The 23,097-nt window shown below is 44.4% G+C and carries 23 protein-coding genes; 13 read left to right on the plus strand and 10 right to left on the minus strand.

The window, feature by feature from the left end:
- Nucleotides 1-7 precede the first annotated feature (7 nt).
- The 6 genes from BQ5375_RS09030 (at nt 8) to BQ5375_RS14530 (ending at nt 3,945) form a co-directional block, all read left to right on the plus strand.
- On the plus strand, nt 8-565 hold the full coding sequence (locus tag BQ5375_RS09030) for a flavin reductase family protein (protein WP_022132818.1): 558 nt from the start codon (nt 8-10) through the stop codon (nt 563-565).
- Nucleotides 566-588: 23 nt separating this feature from the next.
- A complete protein-coding gene (locus tag BQ5375_RS09035; protein WP_022132819.1) occupies nt 589-1,320 on the plus strand; it encodes a RibD family protein in 732 nt (243 codons plus the stop codon).
- 222 nt (nt 1,321-1,542) lie between these two features.
- Nucleotides 1,543-2,322, plus strand: coding sequence for a flavodoxin (locus BQ5375_RS09040; RefSeq protein WP_235849992.1), 780 nt, complete (start codon nt 1,543-1,545; stop codon nt 2,320-2,322).
- Nucleotides 2,323-2,347: 25 nt separating this feature from the next.
- Nucleotides 2,348-2,902: a flavodoxin family protein gene (locus BQ5375_RS09045; protein WP_022132821.1), complete on the plus strand. Its 555-nt coding sequence runs from the start codon at nt 2,348-2,350 to the stop codon at nt 2,900-2,902.
- 22 nt (nt 2,903-2,924) lie between these two features.
- A complete protein-coding gene (locus BQ5375_RS09050; protein WP_022132822.1) occupies nt 2,925-3,614 on the plus strand; it encodes a DUF4405 domain-containing protein in 690 nt (229 codons plus the stop codon).
- Nucleotides 3,615-3,798: 184 nt separating this feature from the next.
- Nucleotides 3,799-3,945, plus strand: coding sequence for an FAD:protein FMN transferase (locus tag BQ5375_RS14530; protein WP_268876796.1), 147 nt, complete (start codon nt 3,799-3,801; stop codon nt 3,943-3,945).
- A gap of 163 nt (nt 3,946-4,108) precedes the next feature.
- On the opposite strand, the gene spoIVB is transcribed toward BQ5375_RS14530, so the two are convergent.
- Nucleotides 4,109-5,392 (minus strand): SpoIVB peptidase, encoded by a 1,284-nt coding sequence (gene spoIVB, locus BQ5375_RS09065; RefSeq protein WP_083687571.1) that lies wholly within the window; start codon nt 5,390-5,392, stop codon nt 4,109-4,111.
- Between the two features lie 279 nt (nt 5,393-5,671).
- Here spoIVB and BQ5375_RS09070 point away from each other — a divergent pair, with 279 nt between their 5' ends.
- Together BQ5375_RS09070 and BQ5375_RS09075 are read left to right on the plus strand one after the other, a co-directional pair.
- Nucleotides 5,672-6,985 carry a 5-bromo-4-chloroindolyl phosphate hydrolysis family protein gene (locus BQ5375_RS09070; RefSeq protein WP_076917746.1) on the plus strand — a complete coding sequence of 438 codons (1,314 nt, stop codon included), beginning with the start codon at nt 5,672-5,674 and terminating at the stop codon, nt 6,983-6,985.
- Nucleotides 6,986-7,013: 28 nt separating this feature from the next.
- Nucleotides 7,014-8,177: a toxic anion resistance protein gene (locus BQ5375_RS09075; RefSeq protein WP_076917747.1), complete on the plus strand. Its 1,164-nt coding sequence runs from the start codon at nt 7,014-7,016 to the stop codon at nt 8,175-8,177.
- A gap of 96 nt (nt 8,178-8,273) precedes the next feature.
- On the opposite strand, the gene BQ5375_RS09080 is transcribed toward BQ5375_RS09075, so the two are convergent.
- From BQ5375_RS09080 to BQ5375_RS09090, 3 genes are all read right to left on the minus strand, one after another.
- Complete coding sequence (locus BQ5375_RS09080; RefSeq protein WP_076917748.1) at nt 8,274-10,061, minus strand: aminopeptidase P family protein; 1,788 nt, start codon at nt 10,059-10,061, stop codon at nt 8,274-8,276.
- Nucleotides 10,062-10,109: 48 nt separating this feature from the next.
- Complete coding sequence (locus tag BQ5375_RS09085) at nt 10,110-11,177, minus strand: M24 family metallopeptidase (protein ID WP_022132828.1); 1,068 nt, start codon at nt 11,175-11,177, stop codon at nt 10,110-10,112.
- Nucleotides 11,178-11,395: 218 nt separating this feature from the next.
- Nucleotides 11,396-12,175, minus strand: a complete 780-nt coding sequence (locus BQ5375_RS09090) for a BclA C-terminal domain-containing protein (protein WP_076917749.1) — start codon at nt 12,173-12,175, stop codon at nt 11,396-11,398.
- Nucleotides 12,176-12,432: 257 nt separating this feature from the next.
- Between BQ5375_RS09090 and BQ5375_RS09095 the strand changes: the two genes are divergently transcribed.
- A complete protein-coding gene (locus BQ5375_RS09095; RefSeq protein ID WP_022132830.1) occupies nt 12,433-13,116 on the plus strand; it encodes a hypothetical protein in 684 nt (227 codons plus the stop codon).
- A gap of 411 nt (nt 13,117-13,527) precedes the next feature.
- Here the strand turns inward: BQ5375_RS09095 and BQ5375_RS09100 are convergent, their stop codons facing one another.
- The 3 genes from BQ5375_RS09100 to BQ5375_RS09110 form a co-directional block, all read right to left on the minus strand.
- Entirely contained in the window at nt 13,528-14,073 is a 546-nt protein-coding gene (locus BQ5375_RS09100) for a GNAT family N-acetyltransferase (protein WP_159438028.1), read from the minus strand.
- 28 nt (nt 14,074-14,101) lie between these two features.
- On the minus strand, nt 14,102-14,392 hold the full coding sequence (locus tag BQ5375_RS09105) for a hypothetical protein (protein ID WP_022132832.1): 291 nt from the start codon (nt 14,390-14,392) through the stop codon (nt 14,102-14,104).
- A gap of 160 nt (nt 14,393-14,552) precedes the next feature.
- Nucleotides 14,553-14,978, minus strand: a complete 426-nt coding sequence (locus BQ5375_RS09110; protein ID WP_022132833.1) for a hypothetical protein — start codon at nt 14,976-14,978, stop codon at nt 14,553-14,555.
- Nucleotides 14,979-15,201: 223 nt separating this feature from the next.
- On the opposite strand from BQ5375_RS09110, the gene asnS reads away from it, so the two are divergent.
- Both asnS and larC2 read left to right on the plus strand, forming a co-directional pair.
- Nucleotides 15,202-16,596, plus strand: a complete 1,395-nt coding sequence (gene asnS / locus BQ5375_RS09115; protein ID WP_076917750.1) for an asparagine--tRNA ligase — start codon at nt 15,202-15,204, stop codon at nt 16,594-16,596.
- A 90-nt stretch (nt 16,597-16,686) separates the two neighbouring features.
- On the plus strand, nt 16,687-17,499 hold the full coding sequence (larC2, locus tag BQ5375_RS09120) for a nickel pincer cofactor biosynthesis protein LarC2 (RefSeq protein ID WP_022132835.1): 813 nt from the start codon (nt 16,687-16,689) through the stop codon (nt 17,497-17,499).
- Between the two features lies 1 nt (nt 17,500).
- Here the strand turns inward: larC2 and BQ5375_RS09125 are convergent, their stop codons facing one another.
- Together BQ5375_RS09125 and BQ5375_RS09130 are read right to left on the minus strand one after the other, a co-directional pair.
- Complete coding sequence (locus BQ5375_RS09125; RefSeq protein ID WP_022132836.1) at nt 17,501-17,857, minus strand: hypothetical protein; 357 nt, start codon at nt 17,855-17,857, stop codon at nt 17,501-17,503.
- A 29-nt stretch (nt 17,858-17,886) separates the two neighbouring features.
- Nucleotides 17,887-20,352 (minus strand): ATP-dependent DNA helicase, encoded by a 2,466-nt coding sequence (locus tag BQ5375_RS09130; protein ID WP_022132837.1) that lies wholly within the window; start codon nt 20,350-20,352, stop codon nt 17,887-17,889.
- Nucleotides 20,353-20,446: 94 nt separating this feature from the next.
- Here BQ5375_RS09130 and BQ5375_RS09135 point away from each other — a divergent pair, with 94 nt between their 5' ends.
- Entirely contained in the window at nt 20,447-20,995 is a 549-nt protein-coding gene (locus BQ5375_RS09135; protein WP_076918132.1) for a phosphatase PAP2 family protein, read from the plus strand.
- Nucleotides 20,996-21,085: 90 nt separating this feature from the next.
- Here the strand turns inward: BQ5375_RS09135 and BQ5375_RS09140 are convergent, their stop codons facing one another.
- On the minus strand, nt 21,086-21,253 hold the full coding sequence (locus BQ5375_RS09140) for a FeoB-associated Cys-rich membrane protein (protein ID WP_076917751.1): 168 nt from the start codon (nt 21,251-21,253) through the stop codon (nt 21,086-21,088).
- 320 nt (nt 21,254-21,573) lie between these two features.
- Between BQ5375_RS09140 and purB the strand changes: the two genes are divergently transcribed.
- The gene (purB, locus tag BQ5375_RS09145; protein WP_022131742.1) at nt 21,574-23,007 is read left to right on the plus strand and encodes an adenylosuccinate lyase; all 1,434 of its coding nucleotides are present in this window, start codon (nt 21,574-21,576) and stop codon (nt 23,005-23,007) included.
- Nucleotides 23,008-23,097 lie beyond the last annotated feature (90 nt).

Raw genomic sequence — 23,097 nt, forward strand, 5'->3', positions numbered from 1 at the left:
TGCTGTTATGAGAAAAAATTTTGGTAAAAAATCTTGGTTTTATCCGCTTCCAGTACTGATTATTGGAACCTATAACGAGGATGGAAGTTCTGATGCCATGAATGCGGCATGGGGTGGACTGTATGATTCGGATAAGGTTGTACTTTGCCTGAGTGCAGGACACAAAACCACAAAAAACATCCATGCAAAGGGAGCATTCACTGTAGCGTTTGCCGACGCTGACCATGTAATTTCTGCAGACTACGTAGGTCTTGTTTCGGGAAATACGGAACAAAATAAGCTCGAAAAATCAGGCTTTCATACCGTAAAAAGTGAATTTGTAAATGCACCGATTATCTGTGAGCTTCCGGTGGCACTGGAATGCAAATTCCTGAAAGAGACTGATGACGGCAATATCATAGGTCAGATTATCAATGTCAGCATTGATGAGAATGTACTGGATAATACAGGTCATCTGGATATGGCAAAATTCCATCCTATTGCTTTTGAACCGGCAAATAATGGCTACCATGTGCTGGGTGAGCGGGTAGGAAATGCGTTTAAGGATGGAACAGCGTTAAAGTAATAACAGAAAGGCTGAGGATATCTATGGAGGAAAGAAAGATAAAACGTCCTTTTGTTGTTTGTCATATGCTTGCGTCTTTGGACGGTAAGATTGATGGAGCTTTTTTTGAACTTCCTCAAACGGCACCAGCTTTAAAAGCTTATAGCGATTTGCGTGAGTTTTATGGGTGCCAGGCTACACTCTATGGCACAACAACCATGCTTGGTGTCTACGCGGATGGTCCAGCTCCAGCTTTGCCTGAAATAGCGAAATCAGTTCCTTTAGTTGATTGGATCAATCCGGCAGGAAAAGATTTGGGAAACTTTATTATTTCTGTGGATCCCAAAGGAGAGCTGGCATTTTCCTCTTCAACCATAAAAAAGAAAGGGCGAACTGCTGCCCATGTAATTGAGGTTCTGACAAAGCGGGTATCTGCACCATATCTGACTTATCTGCAAAATCAGGGAGTATCGTACCTGTTTGCGGGGGAAAAATATCTCGATTGTACGCTATTACTTCAAAAGCTCCAGAGTCTGTTTGGCATTGAAAAAATCATGGTGGCAGGGGGCGGCGTAATGAACTGGTCATTTCTTCAGGAAGATCTGATAGATGAGGTTAGTTTGGTGGTTGCTCCAGTAGCTGATGGCAGTACAACTTCGGTATCTATCTTTGAACAGGCAGACTTTTTGCCTGCTCATACCCCCGTTGCATTTACGTTAAAAGAAGTAGAGAAATTAGAAGGAAATGCTTTGTGGCTTCGGTATGTCGTAAGGTAAAAGCAGAATGAAGTGGGAAGTTTTATATAAAACGGTGCCCCAAAATGTTTGTGGCTGGAGAAGCATTGGTGATCTCTTTCAAGCAATATAACTGAAAAAAGCAGTGATAAAATCGCTGCTTTTTTCAATATAGGATGTACTTTTCCTCATGAACGGGAGAAAGAACCGAAACTTTATAGCTTAGAATAGGAACAGGAAAGATAGAAAGGAGTCCGTTTTATCATGATGTTTGCAAAGAAATTGTTGATAGCAGTGCTGACCACAGCGTTATTGCTGTCGTTAAACGCATGCAGTAGTTCAAGTACGGAAAGTGAAACCGATGTATCAGATTTAACTTTGGAGTACGTTGATCCTGCAGAAAAAACCGATGTATCCGATTCTGATTCTCAAACGGATGGAAATGGGGAAGTAGGGAATGAAGAAGTAGGGAATGAAGAAGTAGGGAATGAAGAAGTAGGGAATGAAAATATATTGATTGCCTATTTTACGGCAGCTGAAAACAGCGGTGTGGATGCGATTGCTTCTGCCAGCTATTCCATGATTGATGGACAGGCCGTTGGACGTATTCGTGCAGTTGCAGATATGATTCAAGACAAGGTGGGTGGTGAATTATTCTCAATCCAGACTTCTGTGGTTTATCCTGCTGACGGCGCTGAGCTGATCGATTATGCAGCAGAGGAACAAGCAAACAACGCACGCCCGGAACTGACCACACATATTGAGAATCTCGATCAGTATGACACCATTTTTATCGGATACCCCAACTGGTGGGGAGATATGCCTCAAGTGTTATACAGCTTTTTTGATGAGTACGATTTTTCCGGAAAAACCATTATTCCATTCAATGTTCATAATGGAAGTCGTTTTTCCCGCACAATCCAAACGATTGAGGAATTGGAGCCAGGTGCTACTGTGATTGAAGACGGTTTTACTGTCAGCGAGCAGACAGTGGCAGATGCAGCTTCCGATGTTGCTGCATGGCTGGAAGAACTGGGCTATTAAAGAGGCAGACAATGAGTAGAAAGAAATGGCTTTCTTTTTTTCATGTTGTGTTATGTTTTGGATTGGCAATAAGCCTCTTTCTGGCTGTATTGGGTGTCATAAATGCAGTGAACTTCATCACTGTGTATTTCAGGATGCAGTCAATGATTTTTTGGATTTGGCAGATACTTACGATGGATTTGTATTTGGAAGTCCGGTTCACTGGGCAGGAGCATCCGGAGGAATGACATCTTTTTTGGATAGAGTTTTTTATGCGGATCTGAACGGTGGTGAGGGAAGATTTTATTTGAAACTGGCAGCGGCAGTAATTTCCGCACGCGGAGCTGGTACAACAGTCACATGGGATCAGATAAACAAATATTTTGGGTTAATGCAGATGCCTATTATTACATCGCGTTACTGGAATATGGTTCATGGAACAACCCCCGATGAAGTCAAGCATGGCCTTGAGGGAATGCAAAGCATGCAGGTTTTAGGACATAATTTAGCTTATTTTCTTAAATGCAAAGAAGTTGGCAGCAAATTGGTTCCGCTTCCACCAAAGGAGTCATTTGTTTTTACCAATTTTATTCGAAAATAAAAACCGACAGGAGGCGGCTGCTATGAAAACTAAATTGGGGCTCCAAATTTTATTGGATATTAGTATGACCATTACTTTGATGCTGCTCATGGCTTTTGAATTGATTGGTAGAACAGCTCACGAATGGATTGGAATTGGTATGTTTGGAATGTTTATTTTACATCATATCTTAAATTGGAGCTGGACCAGGAATTTGTTTCACGGCAGGTTTACGCCCTTTCGCATTTTACAAATACTTTGTGTCTTTGTGATTTTTATTACAATGACAGGTACGATAATTAGCTCAGTGCTAATCTCCCGCCAGGTATTTTCCTTTCTTTCCATCAGTACAGGTCGTAGCTTTGGACGGATGCTGCATATGCTCTGCGTATATTGGAATCTTGTCTTTTTCTCTTTCCATCTTGGTATACACTGGAATGTAATGATGGGTGTGGTTCGCAAACTCTGTAAGAGAAAAAATGTGGGTTCTGTTTTGTTACTGCGTATGATAGCAGTTTCAATTGCCGTGTATGGTATCTTTGCTTTTATACGACATGGAATTCCAAATTATCTTTTTCTTCGGACACAGTTTGTATTTTTTGACTATGAGCAACCACTTGTATTATTTTTTGCAGATTATCTGGCAATGATGGAACTATTTGTTTTGATTGGTCACTATTGTGCGTCAGGTGTTCGCAAAATTGGAAAGAGACAGGAGATGAAAACAGAGTGAAAAGGTTCTTTTCGTTTTTTCTGATTGCCTGAATCCTGGTATGATGTTGGATTTGGATGCGGTAGGTAAAGGATATGCCAGTGATAAGGTTGCTGAGATTCTTTAAGAAGCAGGTGTTACTTCTGCCTTATTGAATTTGAGTGGGAACATTGTTGCAATCGGTTCCCGGCCAGCAGGTTATCCTGTGAACAATGATTTGGATTCTGTTACTATTGTGTCAAAAGAGGAAAAGCGTTGTGATGCACTTTCTACTTCACTTTTTGTAATGGGAAAAAATGCTGCAATAGACTATTCCACAATGTTTACATGTTATGAGCTTACTTTCATCTGATATTTTATTTTTTCTATCAAGTATTATTTAATATATAGTTGTTTCTAAGCAATATAACACAATAAGAACAACAGTATTTTATGGATAAATTTAGAGGGAAAAGCAAAATAGATATTATATAAAAAACGTACAACCCCCACCTTTTTTAGAGGTGGGGGATTTTTTATGCTGCATTCTGGTTTGTCTGTGCTGCTACAGTGAGCAGGGTGTTGTCCATATTTTCAGCAAAGATGCTATAACCGCGGGTCGGGTCGTTGACAAAAACATGAGTCACCGCCCCAACCAACATGCCGTCCTGAATGATGGGGCTGCCGCTCATACCTTGAACAATTCCGCCGGATAATTCCAGAAGCTCTGGATCGGTGATTCGCAGGACCATGTTTTTAGTAGGTTCATCCTGAGAAAGTGATACCTTTTCGATATATGCGTCAAACAGACGCGGTTTTTCACCTTCCACAGTGGTCATGATTTGGACAGGACCTTCTTTCACTTCCTGACTTTGTGCCATTGGGATGGTCTGAGAATAAGGAGGAAGGGAAGAAAGTTTGCCGTAAACACCGTTGTAGCTGTTCTGATACAGCTGACCGACCGGGCTGTCTGCGACAAAAGCTCCCTGAAGCTGTCCCGGAGATCCGGCGCTGCCTGCCTGTATCCCGATAATGGAGGCTTCCACAATTTCACCTTGGGAAAGAGGCATGATTTGTCCGGTGTCGACATCACAGATTGCATGTCCAAGTCCGGCAAAACAGCCGTTGTTGGGGTCAAAAAAGGTCATGGTTCCGATTCCTGCGGAACTGTCCCGTACCCACAGCCCCAGATGATAGTCGTTGTCCATCGAGGACTTTACGGGAGACACTGTCAGGTTTTGCAGATCGTTTCCGCGACGGACGGTTATGGAAATAGGGGTGGCACCGCACGTGCTGACCAGTTTGGTCAGCTGTTTTTTGGAAGAAATTTTCTCCCCGTTAACAGAAAGAATGACATCTCCTTCCTGTATTCCAGCTTCTTTGGCGGGATTGACTGACTGGCTCTGCATATCGGTTACATTACCGGTTCCCACTACCATAACACCGTCTGTTACCATCTTAATGCCAAACGGAGTACCACACAGAGAAACGACGCGACGATCAACCACCTGGACATTGACATCCTTAATGTTGATTAATCCAAATAGCTTTAAATCCATCTGAAAGGTGTTCCCTGCAGAGGAATAAACAGAAAGAGGATAGGAACTGCTGCTGACAGCTTGTATCATCTTGTTGTCCCCGATGGAAAAGGTTTCTCCTTTGGCAAGGTAGTAGCGGTCGGGAAGCTGGGAGGAAAGATAGAGCGCAAAACAAAGGCTGCCCATAACAAGAACAGAAAACAGCGCACTGAATATGCGCCAGGATTCATAAAAAAATCTCCTGTGGGAGATCCTTCCGGAAAAGACAAAAATTGGTTTCACCTTGAAATTCCTCACACTTCATAAAGTTTTTTTATTTGGAAATCCTATTTCATATAAAATCGGTCATTGTCCTTGATGTCCTTTTTAATGTTTGCAGAAATAAAAAAAATATTTGCGCCAATTTCAGAGGAGAAAAGAAGATTCTGTGGGTTTTGGAAGAGATTTTTGATATTTTAAATAAATCCTTAATTATTTTGATGCAGGCGTATGCTTCTTGTACTTTACGGAAAAATGTTCTATAATGAGAATAAAAATGAGGATGAATGGAGGAACCCTGCCATGCCAGAGGATTTTGAATATAAGGTACGCAGAAAGATTGAAGAGCTTTCTCGTTCCAAAGAAATGGAAAATATCAAAAGAGACTTTAAGAATATGGCAGACGATGTCAAGAGAGAGTTTTCTTCCTATTGTTCAGAAGGCCGTTTTAACAATGAAAAGAACGGTCGCTCCGGAACATGGGGGTCTGACCCGTATCAAAAGAAGGAAAGTGCAGACCGTTACCATGCGGAGAAAAAACATGTGTCTAAAAGCGACTATGCACAAAATAACAACAATCATTATGGATCAAATCAGAGCAAAAATACAGTCAAGATACAGCCATACAAAACGTTCAGTGTATCCGGTGTATTGTTCACCGTTTTTGGCGGAATTGGTCTGGGTATTTTTACCCTGTTTTTGCTCGTAACAGCATGGCTTACTTCCATTATGCAGATGTTTGGCACTTCATTTTTTGTAGTAGCAGGGATTTTGCTTGTTCTGATTGCCGTTTCGGGCGGGATGCTCGCCAAGGGAATCTCGCTGCTTAACAGGAGTGCCCGCCTTAAAAAATATCTGAAAATTATTGGAAAGGGACAGTTCTGCCCAATCGATATGCTGGTTCAGGAAAGCGGTAGAGATAAGGCATTTATCTTAAAGGATCTGCAGAAAATGATCCAGAAGAAGGCATTGCCGCAGGCACATCTGGACGATGAAAAAACCTGCCTGATGCTCACCGACGAAATTTACCAGCAATACCGTTATGTCCAGCAGCAGGCAAAACAGCGCCAGCAGGAGGAAGAACGACAGAGAAAAGAGCGTGAAGAAGCGCAGAAGGCAGCGATGAAAGCCCAGCAGGAACGGGAAGCCCAGGTAATGGCAAAAAGTCCGGAGCTTGCAGCAGCAATTCGACAGGGCAGAGAGATGATCGAACAGATCCGTCAGGCAAATGACCGCATCGAGGGCGAAGAAATTTCAAACAAGATGTTCCGTCTTGAGCAGATTGTGGACAAGATTTTTAGTCAGGTTGAGGATCATCCGGAAAAACTGCCAGATATCCGTCGACTGATGAATTATTATCTGCCGACGACATTGAAATTATTAAATTCCTATGAGGAATTTGATAATCAGCCTATTCAGGGAGAAAATATCAAAACTGCTAAAGAACAGATTGAAAAAACGCTTGATACCATCAATCTTGCGTTTGAAAATCTGCTGGATCAGCTTTTTACCGATGAAGTTCTGGATGTAAGTTCCGATATTTCTGTGCTGGAAACCATGCTCAAACAGGAAGGTTTGATGGGATCGGAGTTTGATCAGAACGTCACCAGAAACTAAAAGAGTTTTGTTTTAGGAGGAAGCTTTTATGAGCAATACATATGATCCAAACAATTCTGTACAGCCAACATTGACCTTTGATCCGTTCCCGGAAGCACCTGCTCCGGAATTGGTGCAGGCGCAGCAGACACAGGCTCCAGTAAAAGAAGAACCAAAGCCTGTTTTTGATGAAAGCATGCTTACTGAGCAGGAACGCAAAATGGTAAACGATTTTGCAGCACAGATTGATCTTACCAATTCTAGTATGATTTTGCAGTACGGAGCTGGCGCACAGAAGAAAATGGCGGACTTTTCTGAAAGTGCGCTGGAAAATGTGCGCACCAAGGACCTTGGTGAAATCGGTCAGATGCTTAGTGGAGTTGTCACCGAGCTTAAGAACTTTGACGAGGAAGAGGAAAAGGGCTTCTTTGGTTTCTTTAAGAAAAACACCAACAAGCTTAACTCCATGAAGGCAAAATATGCAAAGGCAGAAGCAAACATCAACCAGATCGTCAACGGTCTGGAAAATCATATGGTAACTCTGCTTAAAGACGTGGCAATGCTGGACAAGATGTATGAGTTAAACAAAACCTATTTTAAGGAAATCTCGATGTACATTCTGGCAGGTCAGAAAAAACTGGCAGAAGTGCGCCAAACACAGCTTGCCCAGTTGATTGAAAAGGCAAAACAGACCAACCTTCCAGAGGACGCGCAGGCAGCAAATGATCTGGCAGCTCTGTGCGACCGCTTTGAGAAGAAGCTGCATGATCTGGAACTGACCCGCATGATCTCCATCCAGATGGCGCCGCAGCTTCGACTGGTGCAGAATAACGATACCCTGATGAGTGAAAAGATTCAGTCCACCATCGTCAACACCATTCCGCTTTGGAAAAGCCAGATGGTGCTTGCTCTGGGCGTGACCCATTCCCAGCAGGCAGCACAGGCACAGCGTGAAGTGACCGACATGACAAACGAGCTGCTGCGCAAAAATGCACAGACTTTGAAGATGGCGACTATCGAAACAGCCAAAGAATCCGAGCGCGGTATCGTGGATATCGAGACGCTCAAGGCAACCAACGAATCGCTGATTTCTACTCTGGACGAAGTGATGAAAATCCAGGAAGAAGGCAGACAGAAGCGCAGAGATGCGGAAGTGGAGCTGGGACGAATCGAAGAAGAACTCAAGCAGAAACTGCTCCAAATCAGAGGATAAATAGAAAAGAGGCAGCCGCAGAAGGCTGCCTCTTTTATTATAAACAGATTAAACGAAAACCCGGCATACTCTTGCAGTATGCCGGGCTGTTTTTGTTTATCGGGAAATTGGCTGTGTTTTCTTTTCCAGCCATTTTCTTGCACGTTCGCTGACCAGAGGGGAAACCTTTTCATAAACATGTTTGTGGTAATCGTTGAGCCACTGGATTTCCTCGTCATTCATCAGGGCAAGATCCAGACAGTCGGTATCGATTGGAACAACGGTAAAGGTTTCAAAACGATAGAACTGACCGTACTCTGTCTCGATATCCTTGCGGACAACAACCGAGTTTTCGGTACGAACACCATGGCTGCCTTCGGTGTAAACACCTGGTTCGATGGTGATGAACATGCCTTCTTCCAATGCAATGGTGCGGTCACGGAAGTTCGGAGGTGCCTCGTGAACGTTCAGGAAGTAGCCGACACCATGTCCGGTACCGCAGCGATAGTTGAGACCATCTCTCCAAACCTGACCGCGGCAGATAGCATCCAGATCAGAACCGGTGGAACCAGCAAGGAATCTCTGACGGGAAAGTGCGATGACACCTTTGAGAGAGGTTGTGAAGTCGCGGCGTTCCTGAGCAGAGATTTCGCCAAGAGCAAAAGTTCTAGTGGTATCGGTGGTACCTTCATAGTACTGACCGCCGCTGTCGTTGAGGAACAGGTGTGCACGTTTGAGTTTCTTGCAGTTGTCAGGAGTTGGTGCATAGTGCATCATAGCAGCATTGTCGCGGTATGCCATGATAGCGGTAAAGCTTTCGCTGACATAGTTGCCCTGTGCAGCACGGAAGGAAGCAATCTTTTCCGAGCAATCCCACTCGGTCAGAGTTTCTCCGTTTTCCAGAGCCTCAAACAGCCATCCAAAGAATTCTGCTTCTGCACAGCCATCTTTGAGGTAAGCTGTATAGGTATTTGCAATCTCAGTTTCGTTTTTGATTGCTTTCATCATTGGGATTGGGCTGGTTCCCGGAACAAGCATCAGGTTGTGATTTTTCTCCATTGCGTTGTAAAGCATGTAGTTAACTTCTTTTTCATCGCAGAGAACAGTTGCCTGAGTGTCCAGATTTTCCAGATAGGAATAGATTTCCTCATACTCTTTTACGCAGATGCCATTTTTGGAGAGAGTTTCTTTTGCTTCCTCCGACAGGCAGGAAAGGCTGAGGAACAAAACAGCAGAATCTTTGGAGATAAATCCATAAGAAGTTGCAAGTGGGCTGGTTGGAACGTCCAGTGCACGAACGTTGAACAGCCAGTTGGTGTTGTCCAGACGGGAAACAACCAGAGCATCACAGCCACTTTCTGCCAGAGCTTCTCTTACTTCGGTAATTTTCTGTGCAGCAGTTTTGCCGCTGTATTTTTCGTCCAGATAATATACCGGAGTGAACTCTTCTTTCGGACGATCTTCCCAGACATCGTTGCCGTAGTCTTTGGTGATATCAATGGAAATATCCTTGTCAGTAAACAGATCTTTCATCTGGTTGATTTGATCGACGTTAAACAGTTTGCCGTTTAATGCAACAACGCTGTTTTCCGGCAGAGTATCATGCAGATACTGTGTATAGCTTGGGCAGTCTGGCTCGGAAGCACGGAACAGTACAACTTCGGTTCCAGCAAGCTGATTTTGTGCCTGAACATAGAATCTTCCGTCTGTCCACAGACCGCTGATTTCGGTTGTAATTACCCAAGTTCCAGCCTCACCGGTGAATCCGGAGATATAGGTGCCAGTTCTCCAGTGGTCAGAAAAGTATTCGCTCATATGTGGGTCACCGCTTGGGATGATCAGAGCCTGAATCTGATCGCGCTTCATCAGTTCCCTGATTTTGGCGATCTTCTCGTTGGTAGTCATGGTAAATCCCTCCTGAGATAATTTCATCCTGTATGTAAATGGATGGTTTTACAGTTCAATCAATTCGTGGGTGGTGGAAATCATATTTTCATATCCGTCTTTGGTGATCAGGATCTGATCTTCAATGCGGACGCCACCCCAGTTTGGAATATAAATACCAGGTTCAATGGTTCGAACCGAATTTTCTTCCAGAAGCTCGGTGCTGTTTGGTCCCATAAATGGAATTTCGTGAACGAACATACCGATGCCATGTCCAATTCCGCTGTAAATGTATTGATAGTATTCGGTATCTTTTACTGCCTGAATGGAAGCTTCATATACCTCTTTGAGCGGAACGCCGGCTTTCATTTTTTCCAGAGAATCTTCCAGCATTTTTTTCTCCAGCTCGTATACTTCGCGCTGTTTGTCAGTTGGGCGTCCGACCACAACGGTACGGGTCATATCGGAAAGGTATCCGTTAAACTGACAACCAAAATCCATCAGAACAAAGTCGCCGTATTCGATTGCTTTGCCAGATGGAATGCCATGCAGCAGGGAAGTTCTTGCACCGGAAATCAGGATGTTGCCGTATGGCTGGGTATCAGCACCTTCCATAACCATATAGGCGGAAAGTTTTGCAGCCAGTTCTTTTTCAGTAACACCGACACGGATGTCGCCTAGGATGTGTTCAAACGCACGGCAGGAGATCTCGCAGGCAGCGCGCAGATACTCGATTTCCTGCGGGGTTTTGATGGAACGGAAGGTTTCCACAACATTGGTGGTTGGAACCAGTGTTGCTTTTACGTTCTTTTCCAGCTGGGAATAGAACAGATAGTTTAAGGTGTCTGCCTCAAAAGCAAGGGAGTTGATGTGTTCTTTTTTCGCGATTTCAGCAACACATTCTCCGATGGAGCCGTAGTTTTTCCACAGCACAATTTCATAACCCGGACATTCAATGGAAATCTGCTCGGTATAGCGAGGGTCCGTCAGGAAATAGAAGTGATCTTTGGTGATGACGAGATAGGAATCATCTCCGGTATATCCACTGATGTAGCGGATGTTCTGTTTTTTTGCCAGAAAGAAAGCATCCATATCATGCTGTTTCATATATTCCAGCAAAGCGTTTACTGATTTCATAATAGCTCCATCCCTTCTGCAATTTTTTCATAAATACATAAAATATTTTAAAAACACGTGAAATATTGTTTCCTGAAATATTTTTAGGACCATTTTCATTATAATGTCATTCCTTATAAAATTCAATCCTAAAATAATTTTTTTTGATAATATTTGTTAACAGAAAAAACAGCCGGCATCTGTATAAGATGCCAGCTGTTTGGATGAACAGGATGAAGCTACATGATTTTGGTAATCAGGATATTTGCGTTGGTTACTTTGGTTGTTTCGCCTGAAGTGTTGGACAGAGCGATTGTTCCGGTCGTTCCGCATGGAACAGTAACGATGGTAGATGCACTCATGGAACCAAGCTCACCGGTAGAAGCAACAGTGGTTGCTGATTCGGAACCTGGGATGACGGAACCGCCGGAAAGCAGTCCCAGAGAGAGTGCGACGTTGCTGCCGCTGTCCGGTTCAACGTTGGCATTATACTGAATTAAGTAAACACCAGGACAGGTTAAAGTAAAGTTTGCAGTACCTGCTGTATGCTGGATACAGTTACCGCTTGCCAGTCTGTCAGTGGAGAACAGAACAGGAGACTGGGTAGTTACAGACTGTTCTGCTTCGTTGACAGAGTTTAAATAGCTTGGAGCGCAGGAAGAACAATTGTTGGTGTTCTGTGTGCAGCCCTGAGAACAATTTGGCAGACAGTTTGGCAGGCAGGGGAAAGAAGGAAGAGTTGTTGGACGGTTACAGCCGCACAGGCAGCCGGAAGGAATGAAGGAAGAACAGATGGTCGAGCATGCAGGCATGGTGTCAAGATCATAGGAAAGCTGATCGTAACGTGCGAGCGTGCATCTTGCAAAATCATTCATCGTACCGTTTGCACAGATGAATGCCGGCTGTGTGCCGGAAGCAGCGCTTCCACCACAGTTGCAGGAGCAGCAGGGGTTGGACTGACATGGGTTGCAGCATGGGTTACAGCAGCATGGATTGCAGCATGAATCGTAGTATGACATGGATTCCACCTCGTTTTCATAGATTACTGGTAACCAGTGCCGAAAATACTTTACGGCATTACCACTCTATGCTGGAGGCGAAAAAAGTGTTTCTGGAAGGGGCACGAAAAGGAAAAGAGTTTGTTAGGTGTAATGAAGAAGTGCTGCTGTTTTGTAATGTGTTGAGCACATCATAAAAGTGTAGTACAATATGGAAAAGGAAAAAATAGGGGACGTATATCGTGAAAGAGTAAGAAAAATAAGGAGGGGAAGATGATATGACACCACAGGTGCTTCATGCTATGCTCGCCAGCGGCTGGCTCACAGTCGGCTCGGAGCGGCTGAATGTTTCTCCCAAAACAACCGAGCAGATCATTTTCTGGTTACAACAGGAAGAAGGCTTGACTGAATGTACCTTTGAACAGCTGGATCTGGCGACCCAGTATAGCCTGTTAAGCCACAACCAGTACTGCATTGAAATGGGGATGCCGCAGCGGAATCTTTGCGATTACCGCTTTTTCCATTTGCCGCGCGGGGAAAAAACAGAATTTCTGTATACCGCGTTTGAGCGGACGGGTTTTGCGTATTACCAGCCGGTTACACTGTATGTCTACTGGGATACGGCGGCGCAGGAAGCGCGGCAGCTCAGCAGCAATTCCCCCTTCCTGACACAGCGGCTGGCCATCCTGCGGGGAATCAGCAGGGAGCAGGCGATTTCTGTGGGAAAGGAGGATTTTCTTCTGGATCTGAAGTTTTACTGCGAGCATTGGCAAAGGGAATTAGAAGATAGAAAAAGGGATGCCTGTAAAAAGGACACCCAAAAGCAGAAAAAAATCCATGTGTCGGATATCAAGCCCTTTGTGCCGCCCCAAAATCCCAGAACGGTACGTATAGTAAAGCTTGGTACAGTGCGCGTCGATGAAACAAAATTTTTGCGCTATACCTTGGAAAACGAAGGGTGAGCAAAGTAAAAATCCGCGCTGATTGCAGCACGGATTTTCAGGAGAGTATTATGAAGAAAATATTGAAGATATCAAAATAAATCTATACGGAGATAAAAACCCCGGCAGCTAGTAATACATCACTAGTACTGCATCAAATCCCATTTTGTGGAAGAGAATAGTTAGTCTGCCCCGCCCACTATGCCGGTGTTCCGTCCACATAATGGGCTAACAGTTGTTCTATTTTTTAAAAAAAGAACCGACGAAGAAAAATATATCCATATAAAAAATATTAGAAGGAAGAATAATTTATTCCATCAACACCTCTTTTCTTTTGTTTGACCTAAGTATACTGACAAAATATGTATTGTGTATAACCTGTATTTAAACAATAGTGGTCACTTTTGTAAAGAAAGATTGAAGAAGAAATGATCATAATTTGTACGAAAATTGGTTTAAAAGCTTCCCAAAACATAATACTTTTTCATCTGGAGTAAATCCGAGTTTTTCCAAAACACGAATAGAAGCAGTGTTTTCGGGATAGGCAAGTGCATAAACAAAATCCCAGTGATAGTTCTTTTGAGCATAGTCTAGACAAATGCAAGCAGCTTCCGAAGCGATTTTCTTCCCCCATGAGGAAGGATCAAAAGCATAGAGAAGCTCGACATCCTCCCCGTTTTCCAAGGGTAGAAAACCACAATGCCCGATCAGTTTCCCGCTTTCCTTTAAAATAACTGCCCATACACCAAAACCGTTTTTATCAAGACAATTCTGAAAATGAATCAGTACCTGACGGACATCTTCCGGAGTTTTCTCCTTTCCGGTGCCTAAAAAGCAGGTGACCTGAGGGTTTGTCATAATAGCTGTGTAGTCTTTTAAATCTTCTTTAGAAAATTGACGAAGAATCAATCGCTCGGTATATAACGTGTCCAGTTTCATAGAAAACCTCCTTGTAATAAAAAAGACGATACCTTTCACAAGGTATCGTCCAGAGTTCTTAGAAAAATTAGCTGATGCGGATCTGAGCAGCTTTTTCCGGTTTGAAGTCGTTTTCCAGGTCGTAGATGTTGTGGGTGGTGGAGTCACGCAGAACACGGCCATTGAGGGAATAGGTACGGATGAAACGTTTGTTGTCAACGGTGGTCCAGTACTCGGTATCCCAGGTCAGGTAGCCGTCGCCATCAGTTTCTGGTGCAGGAAGAACGAAATCTACCTGACGGCCAGCTCTCATTAATTCGATCAGTTTCTGGTAATCTACTTCCAGCTCAACTTTGTTTACGATATCTGTTGCTTTCATGTTGACACAGTCCTTTCCAGGAAGAAAGCGGAAGGACCCGCCGCGAAACAATCCGCTGTGGGAAAAATCCGCTACTCCAATACAAAATATAACTCAAAGTTATTATACTCTTTTTTGCGACAATGCACAATCCCTAATTTGCAGAAAAAGGACAAAAAGATTAGAAGCCACGCAGAGTAGCCTGGATGTCGACACCCATACGGGTAAATACCGCGGTGATCTTCTGGCGTGCAGCGCGGACATCCTGTTTTTTGTTGAGGATTTCACGATCGTTTAAGTCACGGTTTTTCTCGCTGCGTTTGTCAGCTGGTGCATCCAGATCGTCGCGCAGGAAGTTTAAGCCGATGTAGATAACTTTCAGTTCGTTAAGACTCAACGACTGACGGTTGTGTTCGAGCTGTTTGCGTACCGAAGCGATAAAACCAAGGTTCTGCAAAGCGTTCTCCTCACTTACTTCCTTAAAGTTTTTGCGCTCCAGAAAACCGTTGATGTCTGCTTCCAGAAGGTTCAGACCCTCTTCGATACAGTCCAGATCAGACTGATACAGAGCGTTGGAGGTGACATCCTTTTTTATATTACATTTCAATGAAATTACATCCTTTCTTTAAGTGATATCCACAGATATTTTATCACACTTCTGCGATAAACACAATCTTTGGCAAAATTTTTATGAAAAGCGTCTGATAAGTGGATTGATTATTGCGGCAAAACGTATTATAATAAGCTATATTGTGGACGAGAAGTCCCTAGAATCCAGTTTGTGTCTTTCATATTTTTATGAGGATAAATTATAAATGGAGGTAAAAACGATGCAAAGAGTAGAACTGAGAAAGCTCGCAGCCAGCAAAGAAGAATATGCAGATAAGCAGCTGACTGTGGCTGGATGGGTCAGAACCATCCGAACATCCAAAAACCTGGGCTTTATCGAATTGAATGACGGTACCTGCTTCCAGAATCTGCAGGTAGTATTTGAAAATAGCAAGGTGGAAAATTTTAATGAAATCAGCAAGCTCAACGTTGGTGCTTCCATTGTTGTAAAAGGTCAGCTGATTCTGACACCGGAAGCAAAACAGCCATATGAAGTCCATGCTGACGAAATCGCAATCGAAGGACTTTCCACCCCAGATTATCCGCTTCAGAAAAAACGTCATTCGGTTGAATTTTTGCGCACCATCGCTCATTTGAGACCGAGAACCAACACCTTCAGCGCAGTATTCCGTGTTCGTTCGGTAGCAGCATTTGCAATCCACAAATTCTTCAATGAGCGCGGCTTTGTTTACGCACATACTCCACTGATTACAGGCAGTGACTGTGAGGGCGCCGGCGAAATGTTCCATGTTACCACTCTGGATATGGAAAATCCACCACGCACCGAGGACGGCAAGGTTGATTACAGCCAGGACTTCTTTGGTAAACCAACCAGTCTGACCGTTTCTGGACAGCTGGAAGCAGAGTGTATGGCAATGGCATTCTCCAATGTTTACACCTTCGGTCCAACCTTCCGTGCAGAAAAATCCAACACCACCCGTCATGCAGCTGAATTCTGGATGATGGAGCCGGAAATCGCATTTGCAGACCTCAACGACATGATGAACCTGGCAGAGGACATGATGAAATATGTTCTGTCCTATGTTATGGAACAGTGTCCACAGGAAATGGCATTCTTCAACCAGTTCTATGATAAGGAACTGCTCGAGCGTCTGCACCATATCGTAAATTCCGACTTCGTCCGTCTGCCATACACTGAGGCAGTTAAACTGCTGGAAGAGCACAAGGATGAGTTTGAATATCCAGTATACTGGGGCTGCGATCTCCAGACCGAGCACGAGAGATACCTCACCGAGAAGCTCTTTAAGAAACCTGTTTTCGTTACCGATTATCCAAAGGAAATCAAAGCATTCTATATGCGCTTAAACGACGACAACAAGACTGTTGCAGCTGCAGACCTTCTGGTTCCAGGTATCGGCGAAATCATCGGCGGCAGCCAGCGTGAAGAGCGTTACGATGTTCTGCTTGATCGTATCCGTGAGCTGGGTCTCAAAGAGGAGGACTACTCCTGGTATCTGGATCTGCGCAAATACGGCGGCACAAAACATGCAGGTTATGGTCTGGGCTTTGAGCGCCTGATCATGTACATCACCGGTGTGGGCAACATCCGCGACGTTATCCCATTCCCAAGAACAACCGGTTCCGCAGAGTTCTAAACAAAAATACAAAAGCAAAAAATGCAAGCCACTTTTCCGCAAGGATTGGTGGCTTGTCTTGTATGATCGATTATTTGGGAGGAAATCCTAGTGAAGACAACATTCTTTTTAAAAGGAAAAAAATCCAGATTGGGTGCGCAAGAGTGCAGGAAAGTTCTGGAAAAGCTCATTGGGAAAAAGATAGATTCTCTTGCAGAGGGACTAAAAAATCTTTCGATTAAAAAGGTTTTCATAGAGCCGCTCTGTTTTGGTGAATTTACAGCAATTCAGCGTGCAGCAGAGCTTGGGGTAGAGGTATGTGTGTCAGCAGGAGAAGAAGACGATGCCGGGATGCTCGAGGAGCTTGAAAAGATCAAGCAGTCTGGGATTGAGGTGGAATTTATCCCAAAAACAGAGCCTGTTAAGGTGCTTTTGGCAGAAGAAGAGGTCGGCGAAACCTTTTCGGTCCTTGTTGTCATCGGAGAAGAACCGCAGACAGAACAAGTTGCGCTTCTCAGCTGCAACATTGATGATTCCACTGGCGAGGAGCTGGGCTGGGCGATGGAAAAGCTGCTGGAAGAGGGCGCGAAGGATGTGTTCTTTATCCCAATTCAAATGAAGAAAAATCGCCCTGCGGTGATGCTCAACGTCCTGTGCGGCAAGGGCGAGGAACAGAAGTTTGCAAAGATTTTGATGCAGGACACCTCGACCATCGGTGTGCGCTGGAACTATTTTGACCGCGCGGTAATGCAGCGTGAGGCGGTAACGGTAAAATCTCCATGGGGAGAGCTGAAAGGGAAACGGTGCAGCTTTGAAGGAATCAGCAAGACGACCATCGAATATGAATCCGCAAAAAAGGCAGCCAGAGAGTATGGCTGCCCGGTAGGAAGAATTTTGCGCTGGAATGTGGATGGGGAAAGATAAGCTAATGTTTTTGTTTTCGAAAGTAGATTGCGGCGGCGATCAGTTGAATTGCAAATACAGCAATGGAAATCGTCAAAAGCAGGGATTGTGAGGTAAACGGCTTAAAATACCACTCCATCTTTTCCAGATGAGTCAGACGAGCTGTTAAAAGAGAAATAAGAAGGCTCAGTATGTTTCCAATGAAGAAAACAACGACGTTATGACTTCGGATACAAAGACGATACAACACAAAGAACGCCACAGCCATGACACCATAAAGGAGCATGGTGCGATACATCGCATCACCGTAAACGGCAGGGAAAGTATAGGGAATACAGTATGCTATTAGAATGAAAAGTCTAATATACCATTTTCTCATACAAAAGATCTCCCATGTTTTAAGATGAATTAATCTATAGAAGATTCTGACCAGAAATCATGAAGGATTTTAGATAACCCATCGTTGTCATAGACGATACGGGCATGGTGCCAGTGTTCGGGGAAGAGCCGGAGATAAGCAGGAGTGGAAAACCGATCATCCAGCAGAAGCACTACACCGCGGTCATTCTGTCCGCGGATAACCCGGCCAGCTGCCTGAAGCACCTTGTTCATGCCGGGGTAGCGGTAGGCAAAATCGTAGCCCTGATTGTTTTTTTGTTGGTAGTAATCCCGCAAGATTTCCTGTTCTGTTCCGACTTTGGGAAGTCCCGTTCCAATAATCGCGGTACCGAGCAGTTTTTCCCCTTTTAGATCCACCCCTTCGGAATAGATCCCACCCAGAACGGCAAATCCGAGCAGCGCAGGGGAAGAATCGGGATGATCAAACTGCTGCAAAAAATCAGCACGCTCCTGATCGTCCATCTGTGGCGACTGGCAGATCAGACGGATATTAGGATAGAGCTTTGAGAAGACCTCCGCTTCCTTTTCCAGATACTGATAGGAAGGAAAGTAAGCAAGATAGTTTCCTTTTTTGGCGCTGACCATCTGGTGAATCAGCTGCGCGATGGGGACAAGGCTTTCCTCCCTTGCTGCCCAGCGGGTGTTGATCTGCCCACAGACCAGCAGACAGAGGTTTTCCTGCGAGAATGGGGAAGGAAAAGAGTAGGAATTTGTCTTTTCTTGAGGATGATCGCAGCCCAGCACCGTTTTATAATAAGAGGGAGGGGACAGAGTCGCCGAAAACAGCGCGGTAGTCTGTCCGAGCTTCATGCGGTTGTCAATCATGGGGGCAGGATCGAGGCAAAGGAGTTTTACCGTGACCTGACTGCCTTTGGTACTGACAAAAAAACAGAATTTATGCTGTAATTCTTCGGTGTCTGCAAGTTCGGCAATTCGCAGGAAGAACCGCAGGTCAAAATAAAATTGCAGGATTTCCTGGGGAATGTTTTCCTCCACTTGAAAGAGAGTGTATTTTCGGCTTTGCCGCCGTTCTTCCAGAAACTGAGAACAGCAAGAAAGGGTGTTTTGCGCTGCTTTCCAAAACGGTTTGGGGATGGATGGGAAGGAAAGAGAGTGTTCGGAATTATCTCCCTGAGCTAGAATCTGCTTTTTAAGGGAAAGCATTTCCCGATTGAGCGTGTTAAGGCTTTTGGAAAGTGGCTTAAAGAGCGGCTCTGCCAGCTTTTTGCAGGTGAGCACATCGGATTTTTGCAGCATGGCAGAGTACATTCCGCGTGCGCGGTCGAGCAGGTTGTGTGCCTCATCAATCAGAAAAGCATATCTGTCCCGATGGTCGAAAAATCGCTTGAGGTAGACAACTGGGTCAAACAGGTAGTTGTAGTCACAAATAATGGCGTCGCACCAGGAGGAGAGATCCAGCCCCAATTCAAAAGGACAGAGCGTTTTTTCCTTTGCCCAGTGCTCGATAGTCTGGCGGGTGAAGGAGTCCTCTTTTTCCAGCATCTCAAACAGGACATCCTGAATCCGGTCAAAGTAATCTTTGGCATAGGGGCAGTCATCCGGATTGCACAGGCGTTCCGGCAAAAAACAGATTTTGTCCTTTGCAGTAAGGGTCACCCGCTTGAGTCTCAGTCCCTTTTGCTGCATGAGGGAAAAACCTTCCTCCGCAACAGCGCGGGTGGAGGTTTTGGCAGTCAGATAAAACAGATGGGAAACAAGTCCTTCCCCCATTGCTTTGATAGAAGGAAAAAGAGAGGAAATTGTTTTGCCGATTCCCGTAGGCGCCTGACATAAAACGCGGGAACCAGCAGCAGCGGCGCGATAAATGACAGCAGCCATCTGTCGCTGACCGGCGCGGTAGGACTCAAATGGGAAGGGAAGTTCTCTGGCGCTTTTGTCGCGAATCTGGGTCCATTCAAACCGCATAACAGCCCAGCGGCGGTAAGCCTGCAGCAGTCCGGTGTAAAAGGTTTGAAGCTCAAGTGTAGAAAAAATTTGCGTAAACGAAATCGTTTCTTCCGTTTCCACCTGACAATAGATCAGGCGGACGCGGACAGAAGAAAGCTTTTCTTTTTGGGAGAGGATAAAGGCATAGCATTTTGCCTGTGCCCAATGCAGCGGACGGTATCCGGCTGAGGAGGGGTCACCGCTTAAAGAGGACAGAGGAAGTTCAGTGGTTTTGATTTCCTCAATAATGGTTCCCTCTGAATCGGTGAGGATGGCGTCGGCACGTCCAAAAATGTGGTACAGGATGCCGTTTTCCACGCGGTCGTCGGACAGTGCCACCTCGGAGTGGTAGCGGTCACCATATTCTGTTTTGGATTGGCGCTGCAACTTTCGGTGCAGACGGGAACCTTCGTTGGCACGCTGGTATAAGTCTCCGCCGCCGTAGCGATTATCAATGCTGCCGCTTGCCAACACAAACTCCACCAACTCTCGAATCGGCAGAGAAACTTCTGCAAAATATTCCTGCATAAATAAGTCCCCCAAAACATGACAAGATAATACGATTACTATCTTATCACAATTTGAGAAAAAAGGAAAATGGGAAAAAGAAAGGATGACCTGGATGGAATGGATACAGAAGATTGATTTTGCAGTGCTCGATTGGATTCAGCAGCATATCAAAGGGGATTTTCTGGATTTTTTGATGCCCCTAATTACAGCGCTTGGCAATGGAGGAATCTTCTTTGGACTACTGGCAGTTTTTTTGCTGTGCAGAAAAAAATATCGTCGTGCAGGAATTGCGTTGCTGGGCGGATTGACCTTTTGCCTGATTTTTGGAAATTTACTGCTTAAACCGTTAGTGGCTCGGATTCGACCTTATGACTTAATGGAAGGAATAGAGCTGTTGATAAAGCCATTGAAGGACTATTCTTTTCCATCCGGGCACACAATGGCTTCCTTTGCCTGTGCCAGTGTTTTTTGGAACTATCGCGATACTTTTAAAAAATGGTCGATCATTGCTTTGATTTTGGCTTTTTGTGTCGCATTTTCTAGATTGTATCTGTATGTTCACTTTCCAACGGATGTTCTCTGTGGAGGACTGTTAGGTTGGCTATTTGGCTGGGTTGCTTGCCGGATTGCTGACAGAGTTTGGCTTAAAAAGGCAGTATAATCTTTGTAAAATGAAGACAGGCTCCGTTTTTTTATAAACGGAGCCTGTCTTTAAGAAGAAGGAATAAAAAAATGGGTTATCTATAAAAAGTTAGTGGGTATCGTTTGTGTGATTTGCAGCGTGGGAACAACAGGAGCATCCGCCGCCACAGCTTCCCGAGCATCCGGAACAGCCTCCTGCCTTACGTGTTTTTATAATATTTCGAATTGCCAAAACTGCCAGAATCAGCAGGATTGCAGCAATAATCCATGTGCCCATAGTCTGAACCTCCTGTATTAATTTGTGATTAGCAATTGCTAACTCACTTGTTTGAGATAAGATTACCATATCAAATGAGCTTTGTCAAGAGAAAAATCAAAGAAAAATGAACAAAAGAAGTATTGTTTGATAAAATAAAAATGTGCACTTAAACTGTCAAAAACAAGAAGAAAAGAAAAAAAGATGTTTTTTTCTGTCAGCAGTCAAAATAAATTGACAATCAGAGAAGAGATTGATAAACTAAAAAGGAAAGAAAATCCTCAAAACAACGTGGAATAAAAAGAGGAAACTGCCAAAGAGAAGTATGGAGGAATGTTATAATGAGCACAAATGCATATGAGAGCCCGTTCTCTTCCCGTTATGCAAGTGAAGAAATGCAGTATGTATTTTCTCAGGACAACAAATTCAAGACCTGGAGAAAACTCTGGATTGCACTGGCAAAAGCAGAAAAAGCACTGGGAATCAATATCACAGATGAACAGATTGCAGAGCTTGAGGCAAACAAAGAAAACATCAACTATGAGGTTGCCCGTGAAAGAGAAAAACTGGTTCGTCACGATGTAATGAGCCATGTTTATGCTTATGGCTGCGAGTGTCCAAATGCAAAAGGCATTATCCATCTGGGTGCGACCAGCTGCTATGTTGGCGACAACACCGACATCATCATCATGCGCGAAGGTCTGGAGATCGTCCGCAGAAAGCTGCTCAATGTAATCGCAATGCTGGCTAAATTTGCAAATGAATACAAAGATATGCCATGTCTTGCTTACACCCACCTCCAGCCAGCACAGCTGACCACCGTGGGCAAACGTGCAACTTTGTGGATCAATGAGCTGCTGATGGACGAACAGGAAATCGAAGCAAGAATCAAATCTCTGAAACTGCTGGGTTCCAAAGGTACCACCGGCACACAGGCAAGCTTCATGGAGCTGTTTGGCGGCGATGAAGAAAAATGCAAAAAAGCAGAACAGATGATCGCAAATGAAATGGGCTTTGATGGATGCGTTCCAGTATCCGGTCAGACCTATTCCAGAAAGATCGACTACTATGTTCTTTCCAATCTGAGTGCAGTTGCACAGTCTGCAAGCAAATTCTCCAACGATATGCGTCTGCTGCAGAACTTTAAAGAAATGGAAGAACCATTCGAGAAAAATCAGATCGGTTCCTCCGCAATGCCATATAAACGCAACCCAATGAGAAGCGAACGTATCACCTCTCTGGCAAGATACGTTATGATCGATACCCTTAACCCGGCAATCACCGCAGGTACTCAGTGGTTTGAAAGAACTCTGGATGACTCTGCAAACAAGAGAATCTCGGTTGCAGAAGCATTCCTGGGTGTTGACTCCATTCTCAACATCATGCTCAACATCTGTGATGGACTGGTAGTTTATCCAAAAGTTATTCATCAGAGAGTGATGAGAGAGCTGCCATTCATGGCAACCGAAAACATCATGATGTCTGCAGTTAAGAAGGGCGGAGACCGTCAGGTACTGCATGAACAGCTGCGTGTTCATTCTCAGGCAGCAGCTCGTGTTGTAAAAGAAGAAGGCGGCGAAAACGACCTGATCGACCGCATTGTTGCTGACCCGCTGTTTAACCTCAAGAAAGAGGAAATCGTTTCCATCCTTGATCCAGTAAACTTTACCGGACGCGCACCAAAACAGGTAACAGAATTCTTAAATGAATGTGTAAACCCTGTTCTGGAAGCAAACAAGGATATCCTTGGCGAGCATGCAGAATTAAACGTATAAGAATATGCTGATTTTAAAAGGACAGCCTGCGGGCTGTCCTTTTTTTGCCCTTGAGTTTGCTTAAAAAGTTCGATATACTGAAAGAAAATC

Source organism: Negativibacillus massiliensis (assembly GCF_900148495.1).
Classification (GTDB): domain Bacteria; phylum Bacillota; class Clostridia; order Oscillospirales; family Ruminococcaceae; genus Negativibacillus; species Negativibacillus massiliensis.

What these genes read in the sequence shown, in the direction of transcription:
- BQ5375_RS09135 (WP_076918132.1), top strand. Translation starts at nt 20,447, where the DNA reads ATGGAATGGATACAGAAGATTGATTTTGCAGTGCTCGATTGGATTCAG.
- BQ5375_RS09095 (WP_022132830.1), top strand. Translation starts at nt 12,433, where the DNA reads ATGACACCACAGGTGCTTCATGCTATGCTCGCCAGCGGCTGGCTCACA.
- BQ5375_RS09130 (WP_022132837.1), bottom strand. Translation starts at nt 20,352, where the DNA reads ATGCAGGAATATTTTGCAGAAGTTTCTCTGCCGATTCGAGAGTTGGTG.
- BQ5375_RS09140 (WP_076917751.1), bottom strand. Translation starts at nt 21,253, where the DNA reads ATGGGCACATGGATTATTGCTGCAATCCTGCTGATTCTGGCAGTTTTG.
- BQ5375_RS09125 (WP_022132836.1), bottom strand. Translation starts at nt 17,857, where the DNA reads ATGAGAAAATGGTATATTAGACTTTTCATTCTAATAGCATACTGTATT.
- asnS (WP_076917750.1), top strand. Translation starts at nt 15,202, where the DNA reads ATGCAAAGAGTAGAACTGAGAAAGCTCGCAGCCAGCAAAGAAGAATAT.
- purB (WP_022131742.1), top strand. Translation starts at nt 21,574, where the DNA reads ATGAGCACAAATGCATATGAGAGCCCGTTCTCTTCCCGTTATGCAAGT.
- BQ5375_RS09105 (WP_022132832.1), bottom strand. Translation starts at nt 14,392, where the DNA reads ATGAAAGCAACAGATATCGTAAACAAAGTTGAGCTGGAAGTAGATTAC.
- BQ5375_RS09090 (WP_076917749.1), bottom strand. Translation starts at nt 12,175, where the DNA reads ATGTCATACTACGATTCATGCTGCAATCCATGCTGCTGTAACCCATGC.
- BQ5375_RS09035 (WP_022132819.1), top strand. Translation starts at nt 589, where the DNA reads ATGGAGGAAAGAAAGATAAAACGTCCTTTTGTTGTTTGTCATATGCTT.
- BQ5375_RS09040 (WP_235849992.1), top strand. Translation starts at nt 1,543, where the DNA reads ATGATGTTTGCAAAGAAATTGTTGATAGCAGTGCTGACCACAGCGTTA.
- BQ5375_RS09045 (WP_022132821.1), top strand. Translation starts at nt 2,348, where the DNA reads ATGGCTTTCTTTTTTTCATGTTGTGTTATGTTTTGGATTGGCAATAAG.
- BQ5375_RS09080 (WP_076917748.1), bottom strand. Translation starts at nt 10,061, where the DNA reads ATGACTACCAACGAGAAGATCGCCAAAATCAGGGAACTGATGAAGCGC.
- BQ5375_RS09070 (WP_076917746.1), top strand. Translation starts at nt 5,672, where the DNA reads ATGCCAGAGGATTTTGAATATAAGGTACGCAGAAAGATTGAAGAGCTT.
- BQ5375_RS09030 (WP_022132818.1), top strand. Translation starts at nt 8, where the DNA reads ATGAGAAAAAATTTTGGTAAAAAATCTTGGTTTTATCCGCTTCCAGTA.
- BQ5375_RS09075 (WP_076917747.1), top strand. Translation starts at nt 7,014, where the DNA reads ATGAGCAATACATATGATCCAAACAATTCTGTACAGCCAACATTGACC.
- BQ5375_RS09085 (WP_022132828.1), bottom strand. Translation starts at nt 11,177, where the DNA reads ATGAAATCAGTAAACGCTTTGCTGGAATATATGAAACAGCATGATATG.
- BQ5375_RS09050 (WP_022132822.1), top strand. Translation starts at nt 2,925, where the DNA reads ATGAAAACTAAATTGGGGCTCCAAATTTTATTGGATATTAGTATGACC.